A 26,414-nucleotide genomic window follows, 5' to 3' on the forward strand; every position below is an offset into this window, starting at 1 on the left:
AACCCCCTTCGCATTACCCTTTTACCACCCATTATTAAAAAAATCACTATTATTACGGCACAAAATCGAAATTTTTTTAACTTCATCCGGTATAATTCACGCGCAAAAACCCAGGCCGAACTGCGGTCGCGAATATTCGGGAGTCTTCAACGTCATGCTAAACTTCCCTACCATGCTGGCACGATACAAAATCCCCTTTATAAGCTTGGCCCTTTTGGCCCTGGCCATAGGATTGGTTTACCTGCTAGAAACACGGGAACCGGCACCGCTGGAGTTCGACAACAGTACAGGTGTTTCGGTGATCTCGCCGCCCGTGCCTCTAGCCTCGGTGACACTGCAGGATCAGAACGGCGACGCATTTCGGACCAGCGATCTGGAAGGTCAATGGACACTGATGTTTTTTGGCTTCACCAACTGTCCCGATGTCTGCCCGACCACTTTGAGGACCCTGAAACAAGCGGAAGAACGCCTGCCACAGGCTATTAATTACGTCTTTACTACGCTCGATCCCCGCCGCGACACGCCCGAAAAGGTCAAAGAATACCTGGCCTTTTTCAACCCGGACTTTATCGGTCTAAGCGGCACCAAAGACGAAATTGACCGCCTCAGCGAAACACTTGGAGTAATCTATGACTACGAGGGTGATGTAGAATCGGGCGACTATCTGGTCAACCACTATGCCGCCATCCTCGTGATCGACCCTAAGGCACGTTTGCGCGCCCACATCCTGCCGCCCCATCCGGTCGACAAGGTGGTCGATGCGACTACCAGACTGATTGACTACTACGGACATTGACCATGCTAAATAAATTGTTGCTCGGCCTATCGCTCTCCTTGCTCATTGGCCCGGCCATCGCCGCAGGCGACGCAGCGATCGAGATCAAGGATCCCTGGATACGCAGCGCCCCGCCCAATGTCGCGGTCATGGCCGCTTATCTGCGCCTTATCAATCACTCCGATGACACAGTTAAGCTTATCGGCGTCAGCAGCCGTCAGTTTGAACGCGTGGAAGTGCATCGTTCCGTGATGCAGGACAACATCATACACATGGAAAAAATGGAGCCTCTGCTCATCGCGGGGAAACAGGAAATGATTTTCGAACCGGGCGGCTTCCATCTGATGCTGATGGATCCGCATCGCCCGCTGCTAAAGGGCGACACCGCCCATCTGCGATTCGAATTTGATAACGGGCAAGAATTGATGCTTCAAGCCAGGGTGCAGGATACGGCGCCCGCAGGCGCGGATTCGGACATCGGTGATTTCCGCCACCAACACTGAAGCGCGCTTTAATACCCGCGATTAAAAAGCCGGGACGAACCCGGCTTTTTTGATAGATGGTGGGCCGTCTGCGACTCGAACGCAGGACCAACGGATTAAAAGTCCGCTGCTCTACCAACTGAGCTAACGGCCCGAAAAGAGGGCGCTATTCTAGCCTAATCATGCTGTTAAGGCCAGCCCTCAACTCGAATTAGTTAACGGTATTGGGTCGGGTCAGGAATGGCCGCCGCGGCAAACCCCGCCGCGCGCAAGCGACAGGAATCGCATTCGCCACAGGCGCTTCCCGTCTCATCCGCCGCATAACAGGAAACGGTGAGGCTGTAATCCACACCCAACTGCGTGCCTTGCTGGATAATCTCGGCCTTGCTCAAATCGATCAGCGGTGTATGGACGTGAAAACGTCCGCCTTCTACCCCGGCCTTGGTGGCCAGATTGGCCATGGTCTCAAAGGCGCGGATGAATTCCGGTCGGCAGTCGGGATAACCGGAATAGTCCACTGCGTTCACACCGATAAAAATATCATAGGCGCGCAACACCTCGGCCCATGCCAGAGCCAGGGACAGAAATACGGTATTGCGTGCCGGCACGTAGGTCACCGGAATACCTTCAGAAGAAGCCGTGGGGACATCGATGGCGCTATCGGTCAAGGCGGAACCACCGATGTCGCTCAACCCCAATTGAATCACCTTGTGTTCTCGTACACCTTGGGAGAGGGCCACGCGCAACGCGGCGGCCAATTCGGCGCGGTGACGCTGACCGTAGTCGAAACTAAGCGCATAGCACTCATAGCCTTGGTGCTTGGCCATGGCCAAGCAGGTGGCCGAATCCAGACCGCCGGAGACCAGCACCAAGGCTTTACCGGCCTGGCTCATCGCCCCATAGAATCTTGTGCAACTGCACTTGGAAGCGCACCGGCAAGCGATCCTGCAAAATCCAATCGGCCAGTTCCGTCGCATCCTGGACGCCGTAACCAGGTGACATCAGGATTTCACCGCGCTCGGCCAGCTCAGAGCGGATAATCATCTCCTTGGCCCACAAGTAATCATTGCGATCGCAGATGACGAACTTGAGCTGGTCGTGGGCACTCATGTATTCCAGGTTTTCGAGACGGTTGCGGCCTTGTTCGCCCGACGCTGGCGTTTTCAAATCCATTACCTTGGACACGCGCGGGTCCACCTGACTGACATCGAGTGCGCCGCTGGTCTCCAAAGAGACCTGAAAGCCCTTGTCACACAATATCTGCAACAACTCCAGACAAGCGCTCTGGGCCAGGGGTTCGCCGCCGGTCACGCAGACATGGCGGGCAGCGTATTTGGTGACCTCGTCGAGGATGTCATCGATCAGCCACCATTCACCGCCCTGAAAGGCATAGCTGGTATCGCAATAACCGCAACGCAGTGGACAGCCGGTGAGACGGATAAAGACGGTAGGAAAACCGACGCTGCGCGCCTCACCCTGGAGGGAATAAAATATTTCGGTAATGCGCAGCCGGGTCTGCTGTGCGGAGCGGGTTTCGATTGTCACCACCGTTGAAAAACCCGCTTATCGACCTTCGAGACGCATCTTCTGTAAACGGTTTTCGGCCAAACGGCTAACCGTCGTATTCGGAAAACGCTCGCCGACGTCCTCGAGGGTCTGGCGCGCGGCATCCCAGTCGCCCAGCTCATAGTAGGTATAGCCCAGCTTGAGCATGGCGTCGGAGACCTTGCTGCTGTCGGGATGCTGATTCAGCACCTTGAGGAATTCCTGCTTGGCGCTGTCGAAACGGCGCGTGACATAATTGGCCTCGCCCAACCAGTATTGGGCGTTGTCGGTGTAATCGCCCTTGGGATAACTGCTCAGAAATGCCTGGAAGGCCGCAATGGCCTTGTCGTACTGCCCTTCCTTAAGCAGATTGAAGGCCTTTTGATAGGCATCACGCTCCGCCGCGGGATCAGCGGACGCGGGGCTGCCGGGCACGGCCGCACCCGGCATAGTCACGGATGGCGCGGCGATGGCGCTGCCGCCGGAGGCCGCCGGCGCGGCGGAAGACGACGCCGGCGCGGAACTCTTGAGCTGGTTGAGTGACACCTCGATATCGCGCAGGCGCCGATCGATATCCAGATAAAGATCGCGCTGGCGTTGCTTGATCCCGTCCAGCGCGTGACCGAGGGTTTCGATTTCGCCGCGCAGATTCTGACTTTCGGACTGCAGGTTATCCAGGCGCATCAACATATCCACCAGCGCCTCGTTATCCAGCAAGCGTTCCAGCTTATTGACCCGCGCTTCCAGCGACTGGGGCGTTGTGCCCGATTGCTGAGCCGGTCTGGACGGGGCCGGGCTTGCTTGATCCGCGCCCGCGGAACGGTCGATGACCGGCGGCAGAAATTCCTGGGCCTGAATAATCGCGGGGGCGGCAGCCGCCATACAGACCGCTGCCACCCCCATCCAGATCTGTCTGGACGCTTTCCGCATCAGTAGACGATTTCTACCCGGCGATTCTGCGCCCAAGCCGACTCGTCATGCCCCATGGCCACGGGCCGTTCCTCACCATAGCTGACCACTTCGATCTGATCGCGGGAAACGCCCATCAGGGTCATCATCTGCTGCACCGCCATGGCGCGGCGCTCGCCCAGACTGAGATTGTATTCGCGCGTGCCGCGCTCATCGGCATGGCCCTCCAACACGATGCTCACTGAAGGATGGCTGCTCAGGTATTCCGCATGGGCCTCGATGATTTCCCGTGCATCGGGCTTGATCTCGCTTTTGTCGAACTCGAAATAGACGGTGCGCTCCGACAACAGACTATCGGGATCCTGCAAGGGATCACCGACGAAACCGCCACTGCCTTCTACGCCTCCCAGTTCCACTCCACCGGCGCCGGTATCACGCCCCATGGTGCCGGTCTCGACGCCCTCGGTACCGGACGTCATGGCACCTCTGTCACCCCCCCCGGTGCTCGTATCTGTCTCGGTGGTACTCGGCGTGGTTGAACAGCCCCACAACATTGCCACTGGCAGTAAAATGGCCAATGTTTTAGTCAAAGCGCGCATCGCTTACTCCTTATTTATTAGTGGTCAAAAATGGTCCCCAGGCGGGTTCGCGCGCATCGCCGTCTTCATCCAGCACAATACGCTGCTGCACACGGCCATCCACCGATACCGCGGCCAGTACCCCTCTATTCAAATACTCAGTTGCATAGATGATCATACTACCATTAGGCGCGAAGCTAGGCGACTCGTCCAATCGACTTTGGGTGAGAATTTGCACGAAACCGGTCTCTAATTCAAGCACGGCGATGCGAAAATTGCCGTTATCGCCGCTCACCATGGCGATTTGCTTACCGTCGGGCGAGTAAGAGGGCTTGGCATTGTATTTTCCCTCAAAGGTCAGCCGCTTCACTTCACCGCCTGCGGCCGAAATCCGATAGATCTGCGGCTGACCGCCGCGATCCGAAGTAAACACCAGATGACGACCGTCGGGCGACCATTCCGGTTCAGTATCGATGGCACGATGATGCGTCAGACGCTGTAATTTGCGGCTGGCCACGTGCATGAGATAGAGCTCGGAGTTGCCGTCTTTGGACAGGGACATGGCCAGACGCGTGCCGTCCGGTGACCAGGCCGGGGCGCCGTTGATGCCCGAAAAGCCCGCCACCCGCTCACGTTCGGCGGTAAAGATATCCTGCACATAGATCATGGGACGGCGGTTTTCAAATGACACATAGGCCAGCTTGCGTCCGTCCGGCGACCAGGACGGCGACATGATGGGCTGGCGTGAGCGCACCACCAGTTGCGCGTTGTGACCGTCCACATCGGCCACATGCAGGGCGTAATAACGCACATTGTTGGTCCGCCACAGCTTGGAAGTAATATAGGCGATGCGGGTATTAAAAGCGCCTTTGTCACCGGTCAGTGTCTCGTAAATGATATCGCTGATCTGGTGGGCGATGCGGCGCAGATCCTTTTCCGGCGCGCTGAAGCTGTAACCGACCAATTGGGTCTCGCGGTTGACGTCGAAGAGCTGGAACTGGATCTTGAATTGGTCTCCTGTGCCGGTCATCCGTCCCACCACCAGGTTGGGCGTGCCGAGCAGGCGCCAGTCGCGGTAATTGACCTGGGAACCCTCCTGGGGCCGCGACAGCATATCGTTGCGCGACAGCGGATCGAACAGGCCGCTGCGGCGCAGATCGTCACTGATGATCTGGGCGATATCCTGGGGCGGATTCATGGCCGGGCCTTGCCAACCGAAGGGCACCACCGCGATCGGCAGCGCGCCTTCTACGCCTTGGGTGATGTCGATGGTCAAGCCCGCCCGCGCCACACCGCCGGCCAGGGTGATGAACATGATCAGAACTAACTGGACCAGATATCTCAAAATCATTCCTCGGGTCTGAAGTTAAAAGTGAGTTCACGAAACTCATTCATAAGTTCCGGCGACTTGGGAAACGGCAAGGGCGAAGCCGAAAATACTGCGTTTTCCACCGAGCGGTCAAACAGCGGATTGCCGCAGCTCCTGGCCAGGCGCGCGTCGATCACCTGGGCGGTACCGCCCGCGCCGGGCACCAGCCTCACCGTCACGGTACAGGCGGTGCCGGCGGGCCAACTGGTGGGCCGCACCCATTTCTCTTCCACCCGCCGTTGAATCAGAGCGAGGTATTTGTCCCGTTCGCTGGCCAGCGCACGCTGCCGGGCCGCCTGCATGGACGCCTGTTCGGCGGCGATCTGTTCCTGGCGCAGGCGTTCTTCCTCGGCACGGCGGCGCGCTTCTTCCTCGCGCCGTTGCTGCTCGGCCTCTTCTTTGCGCTTACGCTCTTGTTCCAGTTGGCGTTGGCGCTCGGCCTCTTCTTTACGCTTGCGTTCCTGTTCCAGTTGGCGCTGGCGCTCGGCCTCTTCCTGGCGTTTGCGCTCCAGCTCGGCCTGGCGTTGTTTTTCAGCCTTGCGCTGTTCTTCCAGCTTGCGTTGGCGTTCGGCTTCGGCCTGGCGCTTTTTTTCCTGCTCCTGCCTTTGCTTCAATTCGGCCTGTTTGCGCTGCTCGGCTTCACGCTGCTTTCTGGCCGCCGCTTCCTCTTTGCGCCGCTGCTCGGCCTCCAGCTGTTGGCGCCGTTTTTCCTCTGCCAGTTTGCGTTGGCGCTCCTGTTCGGCGCGGATCTTGGACTCGTCGATCATCACCGCCTGGATCACATCCACCTCGGGGGCGGCCAGTGTGTGGCTGGAGGTCCAATCCAGGCTGAGCGATAGAAACAGCGCCAACAGCAGATGGATCACCAGCGCCAGCATCAACGCCTTGGGATTGTCGCGAATGATTTTTAGCATGCGTAACGAATCGCGCCGGCGGTCTTATTTGCGCTCGACCGGATCGGTCGCCAGACCCACGCCGGGGGCGCCCGCCCGTTGCAGCAGCACCATGGCCTCCACCACCGCGCCGTAATTCACATTGTTATCGCCGCGCACCACCACCGGCGTATCCGGATGTTTGCGCAGTATGATGGAAACACGCTTGACGATCTCCTCGGCCTCCACCGGCACCTTTTCATCGCCGCCGATGTTGATATAAAAGCTGCCCTCGGCGTCGACGCTGACCTCGACGGGCTCGCGGCTTTCCTTATCCAGCGGCTTGGCGTCGGCCTGGGGCAGATCCACCTTGACACCCTGGGACAGCAGCGGCGCGGTGATCATGAATATCACCAGCAGCACCAACATCACATCGATATAGGGCACCACATTGATCTCGGCCATGGGCCCGCGGCGTTGACGATGCTGCGCCATGGCTATGTGTCCTCGCCGGCCGGCACGTGGGCCTGACGTTGCAGGATGGAGGTGAATTCATCGACGAAGCTGTCGTAATGGCTCACCAGACGCTCCACGTCACTGCGAAAACGGTTGTAGGCGATCACCGCCGGGATGGCGGCGAACAGGCCCATGGCAGTGGCGATCAGGGCCTCGGCAATGCCCGGCGCCACCATGGCCAACGTCGCCTGCTGCACATTGCCCAGGGCGCGGAAGGCATTCATGATGCCCCACACGGTGCCGAACAGGCCGATGTAGGGACTGGTGGAACCGACAGTGGCGAGAAACTGCAGACTGCCTTCCAGATTGTCGGCCTCGCGATTGAGATTGACGCGCATGATGCGCTGCGCGCCCTCCACCATGGCCATTTTGTCGGGACCGCCCTGCTGACGCAGCTTGATGAACTCCTTGAACCCGGCCTTGAAGATGCGTTCCAGGCCGCGCGCCTCGGCGTGGTTGCTGCTCTGCTCATAGAGACGACTCAGATCACCGCCGGACCAGAAACGGTCTTCGAAGGATTCCAGTTCCTGGCGCGCCTGTTTCAAGGACTTCGATTTGTTGAAGATGATGGTCCAGGCCATGATCGAGACGACCAACAGCAATAACATCACCAACTGCACCAAGGGGCTGGCGTTTATTAGCAGCGAAATAAGCGACAAATCAGCAGACACTGGCAATCTCCGTATTTATATAGTTTGGAATGGGTCGCGGACGTAGCGTCTGCGCATCCAGGCAGGCGATCTTGATGCGCGCGCGACAGAGTTCGGTGTGAGCATCGTCTTGGCGCACAACGCTTTGATGGAACCGCATACTGGCGCGCCCCTGGCCGACCAATGTGACCGACACGGCCAGACAATCATTGAAACGGGCGGGCCTGAGATAGGCCACTTCCACGTGGGTGACGGCGAACAGCACACCGTCTTGCTCGCGCACCCGGTCTTGCTCAATGCCGAAACTGCGCAGCCATTCGGTGCGGGCGCGCTCCATGAAACGCAGGTAATTGGCGTAATAGACCACACCGCCGCTATCCGTATCTTCGTAATACACCCTCACGGGCCAGCTAAACGTTTCCATTGCAATGTCAGTAAAAACAGCTCTATTCAATGACCCGAACAGGGCCTTAAAGTTGCAGCCATTGTAAACCAGCCAACCAACGGCCTGTGTGAATTATTCGTCAAACAGATCTAAGGCGTCCTGATGTGCCTGATCCGCCACCGCCGGCGGGGCCAGGCCGAAATGTTCGTAGGCCTGACGCGTCACCACCCGGCCGCGCAGGGTGCGCATCATGAAGCCCTGTTGGATTAAATACGGTTCCAGCACATCTTCGATGGTGCCGCGCTCCTCGCCGATGGCGGCCGCCAGACTGTCCACCCCCACCGGGCCGCCGTCAAATTTCTCGAGAATGGCCATGAGCAGCTTGCGGTCCATCATGTCGAAGCCGTTGCTGTCCACATCCAGCAAATCCAGCGCCCCCGCCGCCACCCGGGCGCTGATGCGGCCGTCGGCCTTGACCTCGGCAAAATCGCGCACCCGGCGCAACAAACGGTTGGCGATACGCGGCGTGCCGCGCGAACGGCGCGCAATCTCCACCGCGCCGTCGCGTTCGATCTCCACATTGAGGATCTGGGCCGAGCGCTCGACGATGGCGGTGAGGTCGGCGCTGTTATAGAACTCCAGCCGCTGCACAATACCGAAGCGGTCGCGCAGGGGCGAGGTGAGCAAGCCGGCGCGGGTGGTGGCGCCCACCAGGGTGAAGGGCGGCAGGTCCAGCTTGATGGAGCGCGCCGCCGGCCCCTCGCCGATCATGATGTCGAGCTGGTAATCCTCCATGGCGGGATAGAGCACTTCCTCCACCACTGGACTGAGGCGGTGAATCTCGTCCACAAAGAGTACATCGTGGGGCTCCAGATTGGTGAGCAGCGCCGCCAGATCACCGGGACGCTCCAGCACCGGGCCGGAGGTATGACGCATGGCCACGCCCATTTCATGGGCGATAATATTGGCCAGGGTGGTCTTGCCCAGGCCGGGGGGGCCGAAGATCAGGGTGTGATCCAGCGCCTCGCCGCGTTTTTTGGCCGCCGCAATGAAGACCTCCATTTGTTCGCGCACGGCGGGTTGGCCGACATAGTCGACCAGCTGCTTGGGGCGGATGGCGCGATCGATGGCCTCCTCTTCCTTAGAGGGTTGAGCGGCTCCGACGAGGCGATCGGTTTCTATCATCTGTTATGTCCGAAGGTGTGCTTGCATAGTCTTAGTTTAACCCGCCGCCGCTTTCAGGGCCTGACGGATGAGCTCCTCACTGCCCAGGCCGTCGCGGCTGACCCCGCGCACCATGCGGCTGGCCTCATTGGGCTTGTAGCCCAATGCCACTAAGGCGCTGACCGCGTCCGCCAACGGATCATCGGCCTTGGGGGCCGCGTCGGCAGGTCGTGGCAGGCTAATCTCACTCTTGCCGTCGAGCTTGTCGCGCATCTCGACGATGAGGCGCTCGGCGGTCTTTTTGCCGACCCCCGGCAGGCGCACCAGGCTGGCCACATCGTTTTCCTGTATGCAGCGGGCGAAGGCGTCGAAGGACATGCCCGACAGAATGGCCAGCCCCATCTTGGCGCCGACGCCATTGATCTTGATCAGATTGCGGAAAAAGCCGCGCTCGGCCTCGGAGGCGAAACCGAACAGCAAATGGGCATCTTCACGCACCACCAGATGAGTATGCAGCAGCACCTCGGCGCCGATCTCGGGCAGGGCGTAAAAGGTGCTCATGGGTGCCTCCAGCTCGTAACCCACACCGTTGACGTCCACCAGCAATTGAGGCGCGCGTTTGAGGATTAATTTGCCGCGCAGGCGACCGATCATGGTTGCGCCTCGACTGAAGCCTGGGGCAACTGCGATGAGCTTGGTAGCGGAGGAGGAAAATCCCCCCTAGCCTTTATGCCCTTCAGGGTGCCCCTTTGCAAAGGGGGGAACAAGGGCGTCATCGAGCCGACCCGGCCGCCATTCCCCTGCGTCTCCCTTTGTAACGGGGGCAACAACCATGCCGCCCGCTCCCATCTTTGTGATGGGAAAAATGACCACGCCGCCTGATCCAACCTTTGTACAGGGGGAAATGACCGTGCCATCTGCGCCCCCCTTTGAAAAAGGGGCACCCTGAAGGGCATAAAGGCTGGGGGGGATTTTACAAACTGCTTCATCAAAGTCATCCGTTTCATTCTCTCCCGTTCCCGGCAATTTGTTTTAACGTGTCCCGGGTATGACGATGGCACAGGGCGCAGGCCAGGGCATCGGCGGCGTCCTGTTGCGGCAGGCCGGGCAGATTGAGTATCGCCCGCACCATGAACTGTACTTGGGCCTTGTCGGCATGACCGCGGCCGACGAGGGCCTGTTTGATCTGGGTCGGCGAGTATTCGAATACTTCCAAGGCCTGGGTGACCCCGGCGCAGATAGCAGCGCCGCGCGCCTGCCCCAGCTTGAGGGCGGAGTCTACGTTGTTTTTGACGAACACCTGCTCGATGGCCATCTCATCGGGACGGTGCTCGGCGACGATTTCAGCCACCGACTCGAAGATCGATTTCAGCCGCTCGGGCAAAGCCGCACCACTGACCCGAATGCAACCGCTGGTGACATAGACCAGCTGGCCCTGGGCAATCTCGATAACGCCGAAACCGGTGACACGGGAACCTGGATCGATCCCGAGGATGCGCAGTGTCACGCCCGGCCCGCGATTGTAAGGGGGGCGGATTTTGATTGCATCGGCATTCGGCTATTCATCAATCCTTTTTCTAAATCATCAACAAAAAACAAATGCGCTGCGCGTCCTTAATCCAACTGCGCCAGCACCGCGTCGGAAAAGTCGGCATTGGTGTAGACATTTTGCACGTCGTCCAAATCTTCGAGCATGTCGATCAGGCCGGTTACCTTCTGTGCGTCTTCCAGCTCCAGCTCTACCGTCGTGCCAGGCGTCATGGTGACATCGGAGTTTTCCGGCGTAAGCCCGGCGGCCACCATGGCCTCTTTGACGTCGACGAAATTCTCCGGCGTGGTGATCACGTCAATGCTGCCGTCGTCATTAGTCACCACGTCTTCGGCGCCTGCCTCCAATGCCATTTCCATAATCTTGTCCTCGTCGCTGCCGGCGGGATAACCGAGTATGCCCTGTTTACTGAACAAATAGGCCACCGAGCCGTCAGTACCCAGATTGCCGCCGCGCTTGGTAAACGCGTGGCGCACGTCACCCACGGTACGGTTGCGATTGTCGGTGAGGCAGTCGACCATCACCGCCACGCCCGCCGGCCCATAGCCTTCGTAACGCAGCTCTTCGTAATTCTCACCCTCGCTGTCACCGGAACCGCGCTTTACGGCGCGATCGATGGTGTCCTTGGTCATATTCTGACCCAGGGCCTTGTCGATGGCGGTGCGCAAACGGGGATTGGAGGCGGGGTCGCCGCCGCCCATTTTGGCCGCTACGGTGATCTCACGGATCAGTTTGCTGAAAATCTTGCCACGCTTGGCGTCCTGGGCCCCCTTGCGGTGGCGGATATTGGCCCACTTACTATGTCCTGCCATGGCTCCTCTCGTCGTTCCAACGGCTTATATCATGCTAAATGGCAAGAGTTTAGCATTTCTCGGCGCTGAAATTGAGCGGCCGACGGGCTTTCATCGCAAGCTAAAAAAAAGGGGGCGGAACTGTTCGAGTACACGGGAGTCTCGAACAGTGCCCCCAAGGGGGGGAGGAAAATAAATCTACGTTTCGGCCGGGTGACGCGCATCATTTTAGAGTGTGGCAGCTTTACGCCACCCGACCGCGTGCACATGGCACGGAATGACCGATGCTATTCCTCGCTCAGAGCGGCAAACTCTTCTTCATCCAAGGCGCCGTCGCCATCCATATCGGCCTGTTCAAAATCCGCCAGGGTCACGCCTTGCTCGGTCAATTCCTGCTTGGTGATCTTGTTATCACGATTGCTATCGAGCTTGTCGAATTGCTGTTCCATGCCCTGCATGGACGGATCTTTATGCGCTTTATCCATTGAGTCTCCCGCCCATGCCGGGGCCGCGAGCAATGTTAAGACACAGCCGGCAGCCATCAGGTTTTTGTAAATCATTGCCTTTCTCCTTGTGCAAATTGACTTAAATCGACATACACGACGCACAGCGCCGTTCGGTGTAAAAACCTTGTCAAAGAGCATAGAGCAACCGCCGTGCCAAGCCATAAAACTCATTAATAATCAATGCTGTAATCTAGACCACCGGTTTACAGCGTGGCCCCGCCGCCGCCACTCGGGCCATAACTGTCGCCAGCCGGCGACGGGGTTTGAGGCCGCGGCCGGCAAACCGCCGGCGAATCCGGCCATCCGGGTTGTCACCTAAACACGACAGGCGTTTCTTAATCGCGACAAGTAGCCGCCCCAACTAGCCGCCCTGGCGCGGCCAATCGACTGAATCCGCACTGCACCCATCAGGGGACGTCCCAAACTCATTAGGTCATCAAAGCGTTACTGCATGCTCGCCAGGCCGGTAAAGCCTGACCCAGCCGCTGGCGCTGAGCACGCGCGCCGCTGCGGCCCGGGCGATTCGGGCGCTGGAGCAGGCGTGAACGGCAGCCGGAGCGGCAAACCGTTTTACATTGAGCCGTGATTGGTTGATGCTGTTATCCGATCCGACTCCGGCATCAATGAGGACACCATGGGCAAACGTTATCAGGCGCTTGAAACCGCGCACATCGACTTCATCCGTCGGCAACATATCTTTTTCGTCGCCACCGCCGCGTGGGAGGGCACGGTCAACCTGTCGCCCAAAGGCTTGGACAGTCTGCGCGTGTTGAATAAGAACCGCATTATCTGGCTCAATGTCACCGGCAGCGGCAATGAAACATCGGCCCATGTGCAGCAAAATCCGCGCATGACCATCATGTTCTGCGCCGTCGAGGATAAACCGCTAATCCTGCGCGCCTACGGCCAGGCCAGAGTGATACACCCCAAGGATTCGGATTGGTCACTGCTGTATCCCCGTTTCAACCCCTTACCGGGCGCACGGCAGATTTTCGATCTTGATATCGAAATGGTGCAAACCTCCTGCGGCATGGGTGTGCCCTTGTTTGATTTCGTCGGACAACGAGAAGAGCTGATCGAGTGGGGCGAGCACAAAGGTGAGGACGGCATCAAGGAGTATTGGCGCGATAAGAATCAGGCCAGCCTGGACGGCCTGCCGACCAATATTGTCAAAAAGGGGCTGTAGCCTAGTTTGACGCCGATTCTATCTGCTTACCGCGCTCATCGACCAGGGTTTGCACATTGCGTGCGTCTTCAATGAGTTTTTGCACCCGCTCAGGCGTGGGGAGAAGATCGACGGATTGGGAAACATCCTGCTCATCGACAACCGCCTGGTCCGACGGCGCAACGACGGTTTGTGCGTCTTCAGCGAACGAACGGACACTGCTGTTCGGCGCCACAACAACCGTTTCCACCCCTCCCCCAGCGCCGGGCGGCTCGTTGCTGAATTGCCACACACCGGCGTCATTTCTCCATTTATAGACTGTCAGCGATTCACCCCCGGCCGATGCGGGGCGGTCGGCGAATTTATTGCCGGCGGATTCCAGCCAGTCCGGGATGCCTGTTTCAGGCAGGGTCAAAGAAGGAAGATTGTCCTTGCCGATCCGGTCAACAATCGATAAATACACCAGGGGTCCTGCCAGAACGGAGGTGACGGCGGCCATGACCAATATTTTCTTAATCACTTACGACTATTACTCATTTTTATCGTCCAACGGCAGGGTTATCGGCGTCGCCAGGCCAACTCCCGGTTTCATTCACGGCTAAGAACAAAAAGGCAGCCGCAGCTGCCTTTAGACACTTCGATCAGAGTCAACAACACCCCGACCCCGGCGGACAACTGCGCGGTTTGAGCGCCTCGATGGTGGCCGACACCACATAGTCGGTGACATTGTGGTCCGGCGCCCAATCGCGGATGAATTCTTTCGACTCATCCTTGGGCTCGATGCGCACGTCAGTAAAGCCCGCATCTTTGATCATCGCCCCCAGCGCCTCGATCAGCGAGGCATTGCCCATGCAACCGGCGATCAGGGCGGGATCGTTGCGCATGGCTTCGGGCAGTTCCACCGTGGCCACCACATCGGAGATGGCCAGCCGGCCACCGGGTTTGAGAATGCGGAAGGCCTCCCTGAACACCTGCGGCTTGTCGGGTGACAGGTTGATCACGCAGTTGGAGATGATCACATCCGCCGTTTCATTTTCGACGGGCAGGTGTTCGATCTCGCCGAGCCGGAATTCGACGTTGTCGTAGTGACCCTTGACGGCGTTGTTGCGTGCTTTGCTGAGCATGTCCGGGGTCATATCGACGCCGATAACATGGCCTGTTTCGCCCACTTCGTGGGCGGCGAGGAAACAGTCGAAGCCGCCGCCGGCGCCCAGGTCCACCACTGTCTCTCCCGGCTGGAGCGAGGCGATGGCGCGCGGGTTGCCGCAGCCCAGGCCCATGTCGGCGCCGCCGGGCGCCTTGGCCAGATCCTCTGCGCTGTAGCCCAGGCGGGTCGAGATCAGGGTGTTGATGGCGGCATCGTCAGAAACACCGCAGCAGCTGCTCTCTATCCCGCATCCCTCGCCCTGGTTGTTGGCCTTGGCCACCTTGGCGTAGGCCTCGCGAACCCCTTGGCGATGGCTGTCCTGCCGACTGGATTCGGCGTGTTCCGTTTTGGGGGGACAACAATTGCTCATTTCCGATTCCTACCTTTACCGACAAAAAGACTCTTTATGATTATAAGACCCTGCACCGGATTGGCCTAGGGAACGTTAATGGAGCAACCGTGCTTTAACCTTGGCATTATCGGCACCTGCGAGGCTTGCGTCAGGCGCTACGCTTACAAGTTCGATGCAGCATCTTGGGCCAACTCCGCCTGCGCCACGGGCGCCCTGCCGGCCAGCCCGTCAGCGCCAACCGGCGCGGCCGGTATGGGTACACAATTACTCAGCTTGAGCGCCGGCGGCTCCATGGAAAAGACGAAGGGGGCCGCCTTGCGCAACGCACTGATACCTAATATATAGCGCGTGCTGCCGGGGAACACCGCGGCCTCGACATTCTTGAGATAGCAACCGTCTCCGATGCTCAGACCAGCAATACGGTAGACCGGAACGGTCTTCGTGCTGCCGTCGGCCATGATGCCGGTTAACTGCTTCACATAACTGGCGCCGCCATTCTCTTGCAGCACCGCCAGGGTCTGTTCGTTAATCGTGGTATAGCTGGAACCCGTATCCACCATCAGATCGATGTCGCCATAGCCATTCAGATAGCCGTCCACATAAAATGTCGAGGCTGCGGTCATACGCATGGGGATTTCTTTGTTAAAGGGGGCCGCCTGACTCATTGCACAAGGGAGTATAAGGAGCGTCAACAAGATGGATACTTTCAACATTACCTCCGCGTCAGCATTGACGGGTTTCTGATAGGGTTCATCAGCGAAGACAGCAAGTGCTATGCCATCCTGCATATTGCCGCTTATCCATCACGATTACCAGTCCCGCCGGGCGTATTTCGCCCCCACCTGTCGCCAACAGGCCACAGGTCGATAGTTCTTGATTTTCATCAGCTTGCGGCATGCACCGGGCAAAAAACCGTCGTCTAATGGGGACACTTTATCACCCGGCCGGATGGCGTCTTTATACATAATCAATTGATTTAATTTGAATTATTGTGTTTTGGCGCGCTTGATGCTTAGTCCCACATGCCCATGCCCACGGACGGAACTGAGGTAATCGCAGTGTAATCAACCGACAAGGAGACTCAATCATGACCACTGTAAACGCATCGTTGATCGCAATATCTTTGGCCGGCGGTGTCGCCTTTACGGCAGCGGCAAGCGCCGGGGATATGTCATCCGCCAACAATCAATTGACGCCTAAAGACCCGCAGGATTATTCACGCCTGGATCTCGACGGCGACGGCTATATCAGTAAGCGCGAAGCTCAAACAAACCCGAGCTTGGCCGAGAAATTCGAAACGCTCGACAGCAACCAGGACCAACGGGTCGATGAAGGCGAATTCGCCCGTTTCGAAGCCATTGAGTCTGGTGATTCCGACACCAGAATCCATGAATAAATCGTGGGTACACAGTGGTGTCACGGCACCTGTACACACCGCAGGTTCGACCTATACTTGAGGTTGCTCCGCAATCGGACGGCGCGGCAAGGAATGCGTCTAGGCGTCGCTACACCCTGCGCTGGATGATTCGAGCGGGCAACCCCGTAAATTTTAGGATGAATTTTGGCGAAACCTGCCATGGATCACTGTTAACACAAGGAGGACCGTTATGAAACTGACACACATCGCAAGGACAGGCGCACTCTCACTGCTGGTCGCGTTCACAGCCGTCGGTCTGGCCAGTGCTGGGCAAGACAGCGGCAAGGCTCAGTCCGGCGCCAGCACCGGCATGCAATCCAGTTCCCAATCCAATGCCCAATCCAACGCCATGAGCCAGCAGCAGAACGCTGCCGTGAAACAGGTTCAACAGGCGCTGCAGGAGAAAGGCTATGAGGTGGGCGCGATTGACGGGAAGTGGGGCAAGCAGTCCACCCGCGCCCTCAAACAATATCAGCGAGACAACAACATAGCGGCAACCGGCAACTTAAACCGCCAAACCGCGGATCGGCTTGGCCTCAGCACCGGCGAGTTTGCGCGTTTTGAAGAGCAAAGCGGGCAGGCCATCGGTTCCCAGGAACAGGGCAGGAGTACTTTGCAACAGGATGTAGAAGATTGGCCCAGCAGCCATGATGTCCCTGATCCGCATGAAGTCGATCCGTAACTTTCAGCGCCACAGCTCCCTGCGCCAGGGCGTCCTCGGGCACCCTGGCGTTTTTTTGATTGATTCGCCAGCGCGCGTCCCCAAGCGCCCGCCATACCAAATGTCACCTGCCGAGGCGTGGCCCGCCCGTCGGGTGGTGGATTACTGTTTTATCCCCAGCATTAAATCCATCACGTTGGTGCCGGTAGGGCCGGTCTGGATCAGAGCGCCGCTGGCGGCCAGGAATGCGCCGGCGTTCGCCGCACTCAGGGCGCGTCGGGCATCCAGCCCCTCGCTGCGGCCATGCCGCACGGTCACGCCGTCCACCACGGCGCCGGCATCCTGAGTAGGACCGTCCGTGCCGTCGGTAGCGGCGGCCAGCAGGGCGACATTCTTGCGGCCGTCCAGTTCGATGGCGGCGCTCAGGGCGAGGTGCTGGTTGCGCCCGCCGCGACCGGGATTATGGGGTAGGCGCACCGTGGTCTCGCCGCCCCAGACATGCAGCACCTTGGGCCCCTGCAACAGCTCCGCCGCCAGGCGGCGCCCTACCAGCAGGGCGTCGCCACCGATGAAGGGATGGTGTTCGTACACTTCATAACCCAGCACGCGGCCTTGTTGCGCCGCGGCGCGGGTGGCGTCGCCGAGACTGGCGACAATCTCCGTTTCGATGTTATCGAAACATTCATCACCCTCCTCCGGCGCGGGCGGGGCCCGCTCCATCAGCGCCTCCAGCCAGCCAGGCAATTCCCATGGTGCCTCGGTCTCCAGCAGTATCTCCGGCACTAGCAGGCCCGAGCCGATAGTGGCGGGATCATCGCCCGGCACGTCCGAGATCAGCATCAAGCGCGTCGGCCGGCCCTGCAGTCGCTGCGCCAGACGTCCGCTCTTGATGCAGGACAGGGCCTTGCGCACATAGTTGATGACGTGGATATCCAGACCGCTGCCCAACAGCCAGTCGTTGGCCTTGTGCAACTCGCTCAGCGCCATGCCTTCAGGCAGCACTTCCACCAGACTCGAGGTGCCGCCGGATACCAGAAACACCACACGCGCGTCCGCCGGCGCGGCGTCGATAAAGCGCAGCAAGGCCTCACCGGCGTCCAGGCTGGCCTGATCCGGCCAGGGGTGTCCCGCTTCGAATACGTCTATCTTCGCCGGCAAGGGCCTGGCCGGGGCATAACCATGCTTGGTGATAAGCAGGCCGGCGCGCAACCGATCCGCCAAGACATCCAGGGCGCCCTGCAACATGGCCGGCGCGGCCTTGCCGATGGCGATCACATACACCGGCGTATCCACAGTCTGATCCTGCAATGCCCGGTGCACGCAGGCTCGGCCGTCCACCGCCGCTAGTCCCGCCTGATATATGGATAACAGATGATCTCGCAGTGACACCTGCCTGACCTCCTTTGCTGCCTGATGTTGAGTTCGGCGATCTGCGCTTGCTTGTCTCCCGCCGGGCGAACCCTTACTATGACTATCGCTTTTGCAGCCGATCATCATATCATCCACGCCACTTCACTGACGCCCCATGGACCCACGAATTTATCAAAAAATGCGCGCGGTGGAGGATGAACATTGGTGGTTCGTCGCACGCCGCCGGATCGTCGCCAAGCTCATCGAGTCCCTGCCGCTTGCAGCGGCGCCCGACATCCTCGATGCCGGCTGCGGCACGGGCGGCAATCTCGCCTTGCTGAAACGTTACGGCCGAGTGACGGCCATGGAAATGGACAATCATGCGCGCCAGCTGGCTCAGCGGCGCCGGCTGGCCGAGGTGCTGCCAGGCCATCTGCCCGACGCCCTGCCCTTTACCGCGCAGCGTTTCGATCTGGTGGTGATGCTGGATGTGCTGGAGCACATTCGCGACGACAGCGCCAGCCTGGCCGCCGTGGCCGGGCTGCTGAAAACAGGCGGCAGGATAGTACTCACCGTGCCCGCCTTTCCGCTATTATGGGGAGCGCATGACCAGGCCCATCATCACCAGCGCCGTTATCACGCCGCGTCGCTCCAGGCGGCGGTGGATCAGGCCGGTCTGGAAACCGAATACATGACGTACTTCAACACTTGGCTGTTCCCCCTGATCGCACCGGTGAGATTGCTGCAACGGCTGCTGCCGCGGCAAAACACAGACACCGAACTCAGCGTACCGCCGGCAATGCTCAACGCCCTACTGGGCCGAGTGTTCGCCAGCGAGTCCCGGCTGCTGCCGCGCCTGCGTCTGCCCTTCGGGGTTTCGCTGCTGGCCGTGCTAAAGTCCCGCGAGAATTGATATCAAAGAGCCGATGCTTTGAAGCCCAACCACCGTGAATTGATTGTCTTCGCCGTCACCGCCGCCGGCCTGCTACTGGCCTATCACTGGATCTTCTCCGCCTTTTTCCCCGCTGCCAACAATGGTATCGGTCATGATTATTCGTATTTTCTGCCCAACCTGCTAGACGGCTATTACTGGTACCTGAACAACGGCGCCCTAAGCACTCCTTGGTTTACGGCGGCCTTTTGCGGTGGCGTGCCGGCCTTTCCCAATCCGCAGAATATTTATTTCTCCGTACCCCAGTGGCTGAGCTTCGCCGCCGATCCGTTAAGTGCGGTCTATATCACCATGCTGCTGTTCGCGCTGACGGGCTTTGCCGGTTTTTACGTATTGCTGCGCCGCTGTTTCCAGGCAACCCCCACCACCGCTCTCCTGGCTGCGGCGTTGTTTATGTTCAACGGCTTTTTCGCCCACCGCCTGTTGATCGGCCACTTGGGCATGCACGTCTTCATGCTCACCCCTGTGATCGCCTATTTGCTTTTGGATCGCGCCGACAGACAGGCGGGCGATATACTCAGGACGGCGATGGCGGGGCTGCTGTTCGCGTATGTGATCTATGCCGGCGGAACACAGCTGATATTGCCGATGATCATTGCCGTCATGATCATCGGCCTGACACAGGGTCTGCTGCATCAAGGACAGGCTCGTTTCTGGATGCGACTCGCCGGCGGCGGCGCACTCGGCATGTTGCTTGCCTTGGCCAAGCTCAGCGCCGCCCTGGCATTTTTGGATAATTTCCAACGCAGCGACTATCAGCTGCCCGGCGTAGAATCCATCTGGGGGCTTGTTCGACTCAGCTTCGAGACCCTGTTTCTACACCCTGCGGACACCACCATCCGTGCGTTTTGGAGCAACGCCCAATGGGCGACGTCCCGGCACGAATTCGAATACGGTATCACCGTGGTGCCGCTGATCATGCTGGTCATCGCCGTTCCGTTTTTGCTAGGCAGGGTACGCGGGAAAGCGCGCCTCAGCGCCAGGCAATGGCTGCAGTTGGGCGCGCTATTTCTCCTGCTACTGATGCCGTTGGCGTTGAACTATTACACCCCGGCCTGGAACGCGTTTTTGAAGGACATCCCCGTCATCGGCAGCAGCAGCACCTTGATCCGCTGGTTCAGTATCTATATCCCGGTCATTCTGCTCGGCGCCGGCCTGGCCTTTGACAAGGCGGCGGGCTTAAAACGCGTCCGCCCCTATCTCGCCGCCGGCGGTATCCTGGCCGTCGTGGTCGTCAACGCCATGACCGAACGCGACTATTACGCCACCCAGCCCTACAACCCGGCACCCATCACCACTGCCTATGAACAGGCCCGGGGCCAAGGGCACGCCCCCCGTATCGACAAGATCACCGCCTTTCGCGATCAACACGGGCGCATCCTGATGCCCATCTTTCGCAACAACAGTTTGGTCCAAGGCGCCTCACAGCTGTTCTGTTACGAACCGATCTTCGGCTACCGACTGGAAAAGTTTCCCGTGCAGCAGATGCGGCCCGGGCCGGTGTCTGCGGTCATAAATGATCACTTCAACCTCAAAAACCCGGCCTGTTACGTCTACGATGAAAGCAACAACTGCGCCCCCGGTGATCATTTCGCCGTTTCCCAAGCACAGGCCGCCCAGGCGTTCAGCCGCTATCAAGCCTATCCTTTCCAACTGCCGTGGTGGCAACGAGCGGCCAATATGATCAGCCTGGTGACGCTGGCCTTGATCGTGCTATTTTTGCCGGCATACGCTGTAATGTCATTCCGTAACAAACGAGCTGCGAACAAACCCAGTGGATACTGATAACGCACTGATTTCCATCGTCGCACCGGTGTTCAACGAAGAGACGGTCATCCAGACCTTCTACGACCAACTCTGTGCCGTCATCGACGAGATCGATAGCCGCTTCGAAATCATCTTCGTCGACGACGGCAGCCGCGACAGCTCGCCGGCGCTTTTAAATCGGCTCAAACAGCAGGATGCGCGTGTCGCCGTCATCGCGCTGAGCCGCAACTTCGGCAAGGAGATCGCCCTTACCGCCGGTCTGGACCACAGCCACGGCGATGCGGTAATCGTCATCGATACCGATCTGCAGGACCCGCCGCAACTGATCACGCAACTGATCGCCGAATGGCGCAACGGCTATGATGTGGTGTATGCCCAACGGGTGACGCGCGCAGGTGAAAGCTGGTTCAAAAAAATCACCGCCCACCATTTTTACCGCCTGATCCAGCGTCTTTCCCACATCCGGATCCCGGCGGACACGGGTGATTTCAGACTGTTAAGCCGCCGCGCGGTCGAGGCCCTGGGGCGATTACGCGAACGGCATCGCTTCATGAAAGGTTTGTTTGCCTGGATCGGCTATCCGCAGAAGGCGGTGCAGTATGATCGCCTGCCGCGCCGTGCCGGCCAGAGCAAGTGGAACTACTGGCGCCTGTGGAACTTCGCCCTGGAGGGCATCACCTCCTTCAGCACCGCGCCGCTGCGCATCGCCACCTATTTTGGTCTGGCGGTGGCCCTGCTCGCCTTCATCTACGGCGCCTTTATCATCTACGACACCTTGGTACACGGCAACCCTGTGCCGGGTTATCCTTCGTTGATGGTGGTGGTCTTATTCCTCGGCGGCATTCAACTCATCGGCATCGGTATTATCGGTGAATACCTGGGACGCCTGTACGATGAAGCGAAACAGCGGCCGCTGTATTTGGTCAAGTCCTATCAACCCTCGGCAGATTGCTCCGCCAAGGCGGCAACGACCTCCTCGATCACCGATTCCCATTCCCCCACCTCGGGCTGACGGAACAAGCGCATCGTTGGGTACCAGGGACTGTCTTTACGTTCGAGAAACCAACGCCAGTCGGCGGGATGGGACAGCAAGGTCCAGGCGGGTCGGCCCAGGGCACCGCTCAAGTGGGCCACTGCAGTACAAACGCTAATCACCAGATCCAAATGACAGATGGCCGCCGCCGTGTCGGAAAAGTCATTCAACTGCGGGCCGAGATCGATAATATTCATGCCTGCCGGCGCATCCCGCAACTGGTCGGCAGCGTCCCCTTTTTGCAGGCTGTAAAAAGTGACCTTCGGCACCCTCGCCAAGGGTGCCAATTGCTGCAGCGCCAAGGAGCGCCGCTTATCGTTTATACCGCGCGGGTTACCGGCCCAGACCAAACCCACCCTGAGGCCGCTGCCGCTGATGAGGTTTTCCCATTTAGACAAGCGGGCCTCATCCACAGTCAGATAGGGAACCTCGGCGGGGATGCTGTCGAATTCGGTGTCGAGCAGACCGGGAAGGCTGAGCAGCGGGATTTGATAATCGTAGTCACCGTGGTCTTGCGGCGTGATGACCCGGTCCACACCGCTCAAACTCCGCATCAAGTCGGCCAAGCTCGCCGGGCATTCCAATACCAGTGTACCCACGCGATCTTCTATCAGATTCAAATAACGGCAAAACTGGATGGTATCGCCCATACCCTGCTCGGCGTAGACCAGCAAGGTCTTAGCGGGGATCGGCCGCCCGTCCCAGCGCGGCCGTGATGAATAGCGCCGGCCGAACTGGCGCATGGTCTCCAGCGTCTTGAAGCGGGATTCATAATCAAGCCACCCCTGTTTGAATTCACCGATCAACAGCAGTAATAGGGCGCGGTTCCAGCGCATAGCGTGGCTGTCGGGATCTATCTGCAAGGCCCGATCAAAGCAGGCGCGCGCCTCATCGAAATGGGCATAGCGGAAATGCAGGTAGGCCAGGCTGGCCAGGGTGGCCGCCGAACGCGGTGCCAGCGACAATGATTTTTCATACCACGCCAGCGCTGCCTCGAAATCCCCTTTGGCGTGAAACAGGTTGCCCAGGTTGGCATAGATTTCCGCTTCATTGGCGCCGTGGTGCAAGGCTTCGCGATAAATCATTTCTGCGGCGTCGAACGCGCCCTGCTCCTGCTTTACATTGGCCAGACAGTTGAGTGCGGCGGCATCCACCGGGTCCATATCCAAGGCCTGACGACAATACCGTTCCGCATCCTCCCACCTCCCCAGCGTGAGATACAGCCTGGCCAAACGCTTGTGGCCGTCCGTCGCGGCAGGTTTGAGCTTGAGATAACTGAGATAGAATTGTTCAGCCGCGGCCGGATCCTGTTGCAGTTCCGCCAGTCCGGCCAGATTGAAGTGGATCGCGGCTGCGTCGGGGCGCAATTGCAAGGCCCGCTGGAAAGCCGCCTGCGCCTCGGAGTACTGCCCCAGCCGGCCCGACAGGGCACCGTAATTGATCCAGGCCTCGTAATCGAGCCGCTGACGCCGACAGATGTCCCCGAACAACTTGCGCGCCTCGGCGATACGATTCTGCTGCAACAGCGCGTGGGCCTTTTTCCGTTTTGAATCCAGTACGGGGTCGCGTTTGGCCACGGTGTGTTACAGACGATCGAGGCCGCGTTGCAGGTCCGCCTTGAGATCCTCCACATCTTCCAGCCCGACTGCGACGCGGATCAGGCTGTCACTGACACCGGCCGTGTCACGCTGTTGCTGCGTCAGGCGGCCATGGGTGGTGGTGGCCGGATGGGTGACGGTGGACTTGGTGTCGCCCAGATTGGCGGTGATGGAGATCAGCTCGGTACTGTCGATCACCCGCCACGCCGCCTGCTTGCCGCCTTCGACCTCAAACGACAGCACCCCACCGAAGCCCTTCTGCTGTTCGGCGGCCAGGGCGTGCTGGGGATGAGACGCCAGTCCCGGGTAATAGACATGCTTCACCTTGGCATGGCCCTGCAGCCATTCGGCCAATATCTGGGCATTACGGCAATGGGCCTCCATACGCAGGCGCAGGGTCTCCAGCCCTTTCAGGAACACCCAGGCGTTGAAGGGGCTCATGGTCGGTCCGGCGGTGCGCAGAAACGCATAGACCTCGCTGCCCACCACATCCTCCTTGCCCACCACGGCGCCGCCGATACAGCGCCCCTGACCGTCCAGGTACTTGGTGGCGGAATGGATGACGATATCGGCGCCCAGATGCAACGGCAGTTGCAGGGCCGGGGTACAGAAACAATTGTCCACCACCAACCAGGCGCCATGCTGATGGGCCAGTTCGGCCAGGGCCTTGATGTCCGCCACCTCGGTCAAAGGATTGGACGGCGTTTCCAGAAACAGGAGTTTGGTATTGGGCTTGAAGGCGGCACGCCAGGCGGCGACATCGACCAGATCCACAAAGCTGGTCTCGACGCCGAACTTGGCCATGTAGTTATTCAGCAGTACCGAGGTCGTGCCGAAGATGGCGCGCGATGAAACGATGTGATCGCCGCTTTGCAGCAGGGCCATGAAGGTGGACAGGATGGCCGACATACCGGAACTGGTGGCGACGCAGCGCTCGCCCCCTTCCAGGGCCGCCAGGCGTTGTTCGAAGCTGCGCACCGTGGGGTTGGTGAAGCGCGAATAGATATTGCCCGGCACCTCGCCGGAGAAGCGCGCCGCGGCCTCGGCCGCGCTGCCGAAGACATAGCTGGAGGTGGGAAAGATGGGCTCCGACTGTTCCGCTTCTCCGGTGCGCCGCTGTCCCGCCCGCACCGCCAGGGTGTCGAAATTATAGTGCTCGAATTCGTCGCTCATGGTTGCTCTACTCCGCCCGTAGCGCGGGCACAAAAAAACCCGCTTTGCGTTTTTCATGATCGCTAAAGCAGGCTTGGCACCTCTCTTTAGCGGTATTTGTTACGCGCCCGCAAGCTGAGCTCAAATCGGCGCACTAGAATATCTAAGAGTAAAAAAATCGGCCCCGCCCTGTCAATGTTTAAGCGATCTCTGACCTTATTGGCTGTTATGCAAGTCGATGACATCGGCATTATGGACACCACGCTTTTCCTTGGCCGCGTCGTTGCGGATTTCTTCCAGACGCTGGAAATAGGCGTCGTCCACATCGCCGGTGACATAGCGGCCGTCGAACACCGAGGTATCGAAATCCACCAGCTCCGGGTTGCGTTTGCGCACCGCCTTTTTGAGATCTTCAAGATCCTGGTAGATTACCCTGTCGGCGCCGATCACTTGCGCCACCTCGTCATCGCTACGGCCGTAGGCGATCAGTTCATTCTTGGCCGGCATGTCGATGCCATAGACATTGGCATAACGAATCGCCGGCGCGGCGGAGGCGAAATAGACTTTCTTGGCGCCCGCGTCACGGGCCATCTGGATGATCTGCTGCGAAGTGGTGCCGCGCACGATGGAGTCATCCACCAGCAACACGTTCTTGCCCTTGAACTCGAGATCGATGGCGTTGAGTTTCTGGCGTACCGATTTCTTGCGCTGGGTCTGTCCCGGCATGATGAAGGTACGGCCGATGTAGCGGTTCTTGATGAAGCCCTCGCGATACAGTACGCCCAGTTCATTGGCCAGCTGCAAGGCCGAGGTTCGGCTGGTATCGGGCACGGGGATCACCACATCGATATCCCGATCGGGCCACTCGCGCTCGATCTTGCGCGCCAGGGCCTCGCCCATACGCAGACGCGCCTTATAGACCAGCACATCATCGATAATGGAATCGGGACGCGCCAGATAGACATATTCGAAGATACACGTGGCATAGGCGGGCTTCTCGGCGCACTGTCTTTTGTGCAGACTGCCGTCCCGGCCGATGAGGACCGCCTCCCCCGGCGCGATGTCGGCGATCAGCTCAAAGCCCAGCACGTCCAGCGCCACACTCTCGGAGGCGATCATGTATTCGGTGCCCTTGTCGGTCTCACGCTTGCCATAGACGATGGGCCGGATGCCATGGGGATCGCGAAAGCCGACGATACCGAAACCGGTGATCATGGCGATCGCCGCATAGGCGCCGCGGCAGCGTCGATGTACCGCCGCCACCGCGTCGAACACGTCGTTATGATCGATACGGAACTTACGCTGACGCTGCAATTCATGGGCGAAAACGTTGAGCAGCACCTCGGAATCCGAGTCCGTATTCATATGGCGCAGGTCGGTGGTGAACAGTTCGCGCTTCAGCTCTTTCGAGTTGGTCAGATTGCCGTTATGGCCCAGGGTGATGCCGTAAGGTGAGTTGACGTAGAAGGGCTGGGCCTCGGCGGAGGAGGCACAGCCGGCGGTGGGATAACGCACATGGCCCACACCCATATCGCCGCGCAGATTGAGCATGTGCTCGGTGGCAAAGACATCGCGCACCAGACCGTTATCCTTGCGCAGAAAGAGCTTGCCCTTGTGGTAGGTGACGATGCCGGCGGCGTCTTGGCCGCGATGCTGCAGCACCGTCAGGCCGTCATACAGCGCCTGATTGACGTTGCCCTTACCTACAATTCCGATCACACCACACATT

Annotated in this window: 29 protein-coding genes, 1 tRNA gene and 1 pseudogene; 8 read left to right on the forward strand and 23 right to left on the reverse strand. The window is 59.2% G+C overall.

Annotated elements, in window-relative coordinates; all coding sequences use genetic code 11:
• Positions 1-172: 172 nt before the first annotated feature.
• Both Tel_13190 and Tel_13195 read left to right on the forward strand, forming a co-directional pair.
• A complete protein-coding gene (locus Tel_13190) occupies positions 173-796 on the forward strand; it encodes a hypothetical protein (GenBank protein ALP54010.1) in 624 nt (207 codons plus the stop codon).
• 2 nt (positions 797-798) lie between these two features.
• Positions 799-1,278, forward strand: coding sequence for a hypothetical protein (locus Tel_13195; protein ALP54011.1), 480 nt, complete (start codon positions 799-801; stop codon positions 1,276-1,278).
• Positions 1,279-1,335: 57 nt separating this feature from the next.
• Here Tel_13195 and Tel_13200 read toward each other — a convergent pair.
• The 16 genes from Tel_13200 to Tel_13275 all read right to left on the reverse strand — a co-directional run bounded on the left by Tel_13200 (position 1,336) and on the right by Tel_13275 (position 12,145).
• Positions 1,336-1,411 (reverse strand) — tRNA-Lys (locus tag Tel_13200).
• Positions 1,412-1,472: 61 nt separating this feature from the next.
• Positions 1,473-2,150: a 7-cyano-7-deazaguanine synthase gene (locus Tel_13205; GenBank protein ALP54012.1), complete on the reverse strand. Its 678-nt coding sequence runs from the start codon at positions 2,148-2,150 to the stop codon at positions 1,473-1,475.
• Positions 2,134-2,796 carry a 7-carboxy-7-deazaguanine synthase gene (locus Tel_13210; protein ID ALP54874.1) on the reverse strand — a complete coding sequence of 221 codons (663 nt, stop codon included), beginning with the start codon at positions 2,794-2,796 and terminating at the stop codon, positions 2,134-2,136. The genes Tel_13205 and Tel_13210 overlap by 17 nt, the downstream gene beginning before the upstream one ends.
• A 24-nt stretch (positions 2,797-2,820) precedes the next feature.
• Entirely contained in the window at positions 2,821-3,684 is an 864-nt protein-coding gene (locus tag Tel_13215) for a hypothetical protein (GenBank protein ALP54013.1), read from the reverse strand.
• A 47-nt stretch (positions 3,685-3,731) separates the two neighbouring features.
• Positions 3,732-4,310 (reverse strand): hypothetical protein, encoded by a 579-nt coding sequence (locus Tel_13220; protein ALP54014.1) that lies wholly within the window; start codon positions 4,308-4,310, stop codon positions 3,732-3,734.
• A 10-nt stretch (positions 4,311-4,320) separates the two neighbouring features.
• Entirely contained in the window at positions 4,321-5,640 is a 1,320-nt protein-coding gene (locus Tel_13225; protein ID ALP54015.1) for a translocation protein TolB, read from the reverse strand.
• Positions 5,637-6,572 (reverse strand): hypothetical protein, encoded by a 936-nt coding sequence (locus Tel_13230; GenBank protein ID ALP54016.1) that lies wholly within the window; start codon positions 6,570-6,572, stop codon positions 5,637-5,639. Before Tel_13230 ends, Tel_13225 begins: the two co-directional genes overlap by 4 nt.
• Positions 6,573-6,596: 24 nt before the next feature.
• Positions 6,597-7,025, reverse strand: a complete 429-nt coding sequence (locus tag Tel_13235; protein ID ALP54017.1) for a protein TolR — start codon at positions 7,023-7,025, stop codon at positions 6,597-6,599.
• A gap of 2 nt (positions 7,026-7,027) precedes the next feature.
• A complete protein-coding gene (locus Tel_13240) occupies positions 7,028-7,717 on the reverse strand; it encodes a protein TolQ (GenBank protein ID ALP54018.1) in 690 nt (229 codons plus the stop codon).
• Positions 7,707-8,120, reverse strand: coding sequence for a hypothetical protein (locus Tel_13245; GenBank protein ID ALP54019.1), 414 nt, complete (start codon positions 8,118-8,120; stop codon positions 7,707-7,709). Before Tel_13245 ends, Tel_13240 begins: the two co-directional genes overlap by 11 nt.
• A gap of 93 nt (positions 8,121-8,213) precedes the next feature.
• Positions 8,214-9,266 carry an ATP-dependent DNA helicase RuvB gene (gene ruvB / locus Tel_13250; protein ID ALP54020.1) on the reverse strand — a complete coding sequence of 351 codons (1,053 nt, stop codon included), beginning with the start codon at positions 9,264-9,266 and terminating at the stop codon, positions 8,214-8,216.
• Positions 9,267-9,302: 36 nt separating this feature from the next.
• Positions 9,303-9,899 (reverse strand): ATP-dependent DNA helicase RuvA, encoded by a 597-nt coding sequence (locus tag Tel_13255; GenBank protein ALP54021.1) that lies wholly within the window; start codon positions 9,897-9,899, stop codon positions 9,303-9,305.
• Complete coding sequence (locus Tel_13260; GenBank protein ALP54022.1) at positions 9,896-10,243, reverse strand: hypothetical protein; 348 nt, start codon at positions 10,241-10,243, stop codon at positions 9,896-9,898. Before Tel_13260 ends, Tel_13255 begins: the two co-directional genes overlap by 4 nt.
• A gap of 5 nt (positions 10,244-10,248) precedes the next feature.
• Positions 10,249-10,746: a hypothetical protein gene (locus Tel_13265; GenBank protein ALP54875.1), complete on the reverse strand. Its 498-nt coding sequence runs from the start codon at positions 10,744-10,746 to the stop codon at positions 10,249-10,251.
• 113 nt (positions 10,747-10,859) lie between these two features.
• Positions 10,860-11,606 carry a hypothetical protein gene (locus Tel_13270; GenBank protein ID ALP54023.1) on the reverse strand — a complete coding sequence of 249 codons (747 nt, stop codon included), beginning with the start codon at positions 11,604-11,606 and terminating at the stop codon, positions 10,860-10,862.
• Positions 11,607-11,872: 266 nt separating this feature from the next.
• The gene (locus Tel_13275; GenBank protein ALP54024.1) at positions 11,873-12,145 is read right to left on the reverse strand and encodes a hypothetical protein; all 273 of its coding nucleotides are present in this window, start codon (positions 12,143-12,145) and stop codon (positions 11,873-11,875) included.
• A gap of 580 nt (positions 12,146-12,725) precedes the next feature.
• Between Tel_13275 and Tel_13280 the strand changes: the two genes are divergently transcribed.
• The gene (locus Tel_13280) at positions 12,726-13,277 is read left to right on the forward strand and encodes a pyridoxamine 5'-phosphate oxidase (GenBank protein ID ALP54025.1); all 552 of its coding nucleotides are present in this window, start codon (positions 12,726-12,728) and stop codon (positions 13,275-13,277) included.
• Between the two features lies 1 nt (position 13,278).
• Here the strand turns inward: Tel_13280 and Tel_13285 are convergent, their stop codons facing one another.
• From Tel_13285 to Tel_13295, 3 genes and pseudogenes are all read right to left on the reverse strand, one after another.
• A complete protein-coding gene (locus Tel_13285; GenBank protein ALP54026.1) occupies positions 13,279-13,776 on the reverse strand; it encodes a hypothetical protein in 498 nt (165 codons plus the stop codon).
• 127 nt (positions 13,777-13,903) lie between these two features.
• Complete coding sequence (gene arsM / locus Tel_13290) at positions 13,904-14,773, reverse strand: arsenite S-adenosylmethyltransferase (protein ID ALP54027.1); 870 nt, start codon at positions 14,771-14,773, stop codon at positions 13,904-13,906.
• Between the two features lie 242 nt (positions 14,774-15,015).
• Positions 15,016-15,468 (reverse strand): annotated as a pseudogene (locus Tel_13295) (hypothetical protein).
• A gap of 374 nt (positions 15,469-15,842) precedes the next feature.
• On the opposite strand from Tel_13295, the gene Tel_13300 reads away from it, so the two are divergent.
• Together Tel_13300 and Tel_13305 are read left to right on the forward strand one after the other, a co-directional pair.
• Positions 15,843-16,151 carry a hypothetical protein gene (locus tag Tel_13300; protein ALP54028.1) on the forward strand — a complete coding sequence of 103 codons (309 nt, stop codon included), beginning with the start codon at positions 15,843-15,845 and terminating at the stop codon, positions 16,149-16,151.
• A gap of 211 nt (positions 16,152-16,362) precedes the next feature.
• Entirely contained in the window at positions 16,363-16,854 is a 492-nt protein-coding gene (locus tag Tel_13305) for a hypothetical protein (protein ALP54029.1), read from the forward strand.
• 141 nt (positions 16,855-16,995) lie between these two features.
• On the opposite strand, the gene Tel_13310 is transcribed toward Tel_13305, so the two are convergent.
• On the reverse strand, positions 16,996-18,195 hold the full coding sequence (locus Tel_13310) for a hypothetical protein (GenBank protein ALP54876.1): 1,200 nt from the start codon (positions 18,193-18,195) through the stop codon (positions 16,996-16,998).
• Between the two features lie 163 nt (positions 18,196-18,358).
• Here Tel_13310 and Tel_13315 point away from each other — a divergent pair, with 163 nt between their 5' ends.
• Genes Tel_13315 through Tel_13325 form a run of 3 tightly spaced genes read left to right on the forward strand, consistent with a single transcriptional unit; the run spans position 18,359 to position 21,914 of the window.
• The gene (locus tag Tel_13315) at positions 18,359-19,096 is read left to right on the forward strand and encodes a hypothetical protein (GenBank protein ALP54030.1); all 738 of its coding nucleotides are present in this window, start codon (positions 18,359-18,361) and stop codon (positions 19,094-19,096) included.
• Between the two features lie 18 nt (positions 19,097-19,114).
• Positions 19,115-20,920 carry a hypothetical protein gene (locus tag Tel_13320; GenBank protein ID ALP54031.1) on the forward strand — a complete coding sequence of 602 codons (1,806 nt, stop codon included), beginning with the start codon at positions 19,115-19,117 and terminating at the stop codon, positions 20,918-20,920.
• Between the two features lie 7 nt (positions 20,921-20,927).
• On the forward strand, positions 20,928-21,914 hold the full coding sequence (locus Tel_13325; protein ID ALP54877.1) for a hypothetical protein: 987 nt from the start codon (positions 20,928-20,930) through the stop codon (positions 21,912-21,914).
• Here Tel_13325 and Tel_13330 read toward each other — a convergent pair.
• The 3 genes from Tel_13330 to Tel_13340 form a co-directional block, all read right to left on the reverse strand.
• Entirely contained in the window at positions 21,836-23,512 is a 1,677-nt protein-coding gene (locus tag Tel_13330; GenBank protein ID ALP54032.1) for a hypothetical protein, read from the reverse strand. The two genes, Tel_13325 and Tel_13330, sit on opposite strands and share 79 nt — an antisense overlap.
• A 6-nt stretch (positions 23,513-23,518) precedes the next feature.
• On the reverse strand, positions 23,519-24,706 hold the full coding sequence (locus Tel_13335; protein ALP54033.1) for an O-succinylhomoserine sulfhydrylase: 1,188 nt from the start codon (positions 24,704-24,706) through the stop codon (positions 23,519-23,521).
• 195 nt (positions 24,707-24,901) lie between these two features.
• Complete coding sequence (locus tag Tel_13340) at positions 24,902-26,413, reverse strand: amidophosphoribosyltransferase (GenBank protein ALP54034.1); 1,512 nt, start codon at positions 26,411-26,413, stop codon at positions 24,902-24,904.
• Between the last annotated feature and the right edge of the window lies 1 nt (position 26,414).

This window comes from Candidatus Tenderia electrophaga (genome assembly GCA_001447805.1).
Lineage (GTDB): Bacteria > Pseudomonadota > Gammaproteobacteria > Tenderiales > Tenderiaceae > Tenderia > Tenderia electrophaga.

Excerpts from the sequence above, each read along its gene's own strand:
- Tel_13190 (ALP54010.1), top strand. The coding sequence starts at position 173 with ATGCTGGCACGATACAAAATCCCCTTTATAAGCTTGGCCCTTTTGGCC.
- Tel_13195 (ALP54011.1), top strand. The coding sequence starts at position 799 with ATGCTAAATAAATTGTTGCTCGGCCTATCGCTCTCCTTGCTCATTGGC.
- Tel_13205 (ALP54012.1), bottom strand. The coding sequence starts at position 2,150 with ATGAGCCAGGCCGGTAAAGCCTTGGTGCTGGTCTCCGGCGGTCTGGAT.
- Tel_13215 (ALP54013.1), bottom strand. The coding sequence starts at position 3,684 with ATGGCGGCTGCCGCCCCCGCGATTATTCAGGCCCAGGAATTTCTGCCG.
- Tel_13220 (ALP54014.1), bottom strand. The coding sequence starts at position 4,310 with ATGCGCGCTTTGACTAAAACATTGGCCATTTTACTGCCAGTGGCAATG.
- Tel_13225 (ALP54015.1), bottom strand. The coding sequence starts at position 5,640 with ATGATTTTGAGATATCTGGTCCAGTTAGTTCTGATCATGTTCATCACC.
- Tel_13230 (ALP54016.1), bottom strand. The coding sequence starts at position 6,572 with ATGCTAAAAATCATTCGCGACAATCCCAAGGCGTTGATGCTGGCGCTG.
- Tel_13235 (ALP54017.1), bottom strand. The coding sequence starts at position 7,025 with ATGGCGCAGCATCGTCAACGCCGCGGGCCCATGGCCGAGATCAATGTG.
- Tel_13245 (ALP54019.1), bottom strand. The coding sequence starts at position 8,120 with ATGGAAACGTTTAGCTGGCCCGTGAGGGTGTATTACGAAGATACGGAT.
- ruvB (ALP54020.1), bottom strand. The coding sequence starts at position 9,266 with ATGATAGAAACCGATCGCCTCGTCGGAGCCGCTCAACCCTCTAAGGAA.
- Tel_13255 (ALP54021.1), bottom strand. The coding sequence starts at position 9,899 with ATGATCGGTCGCCTGCGCGGCAAATTAATCCTCAAACGCGCGCCTCAA.
- Tel_13260 (ALP54022.1), bottom strand. The coding sequence starts at position 10,243 with ATGACTTTGATGAAGCAGTTTGTAAAATCCCCCCCAGCCTTTATGCCC.
- Tel_13270 (ALP54023.1), bottom strand. The coding sequence starts at position 11,606 with ATGGCAGGACATAGTAAGTGGGCCAATATCCGCCACCGCAAGGGGGCC.
- Tel_13275 (ALP54024.1), bottom strand. The coding sequence starts at position 12,145 with ATGATTTACAAAAACCTGATGGCTGCCGGCTGTGTCTTAACATTGCTC.
- Tel_13280 (ALP54025.1), top strand. The coding sequence starts at position 12,726 with ATGGGCAAACGTTATCAGGCGCTTGAAACCGCGCACATCGACTTCATC.
- arsM (ALP54027.1), bottom strand. The coding sequence starts at position 14,773 with ATGAGCAATTGTTGTCCCCCCAAAACGGAACACGCCGAATCCAGTCGG.
- Tel_13300 (ALP54028.1), top strand. The coding sequence starts at position 15,843 with ATGACCACTGTAAACGCATCGTTGATCGCAATATCTTTGGCCGGCGGT.
- Tel_13305 (ALP54029.1), top strand. The coding sequence starts at position 16,363 with ATGAAACTGACACACATCGCAAGGACAGGCGCACTCTCACTGCTGGTC.
- Tel_13315 (ALP54030.1), top strand. The coding sequence starts at position 18,359 with ATGGACCCACGAATTTATCAAAAAATGCGCGCGGTGGAGGATGAACAT.
- Tel_13335 (ALP54033.1), bottom strand. The coding sequence starts at position 24,706 with ATGAGCGACGAATTCGAGCACTATAATTTCGACACCCTGGCGGTGCGG.
- Tel_13340 (ALP54034.1), bottom strand. The coding sequence starts at position 26,413 with ATGTGTGGTGTGATCGGAATTGTAGGTAAGGGCAACGTCAATCAGGCG.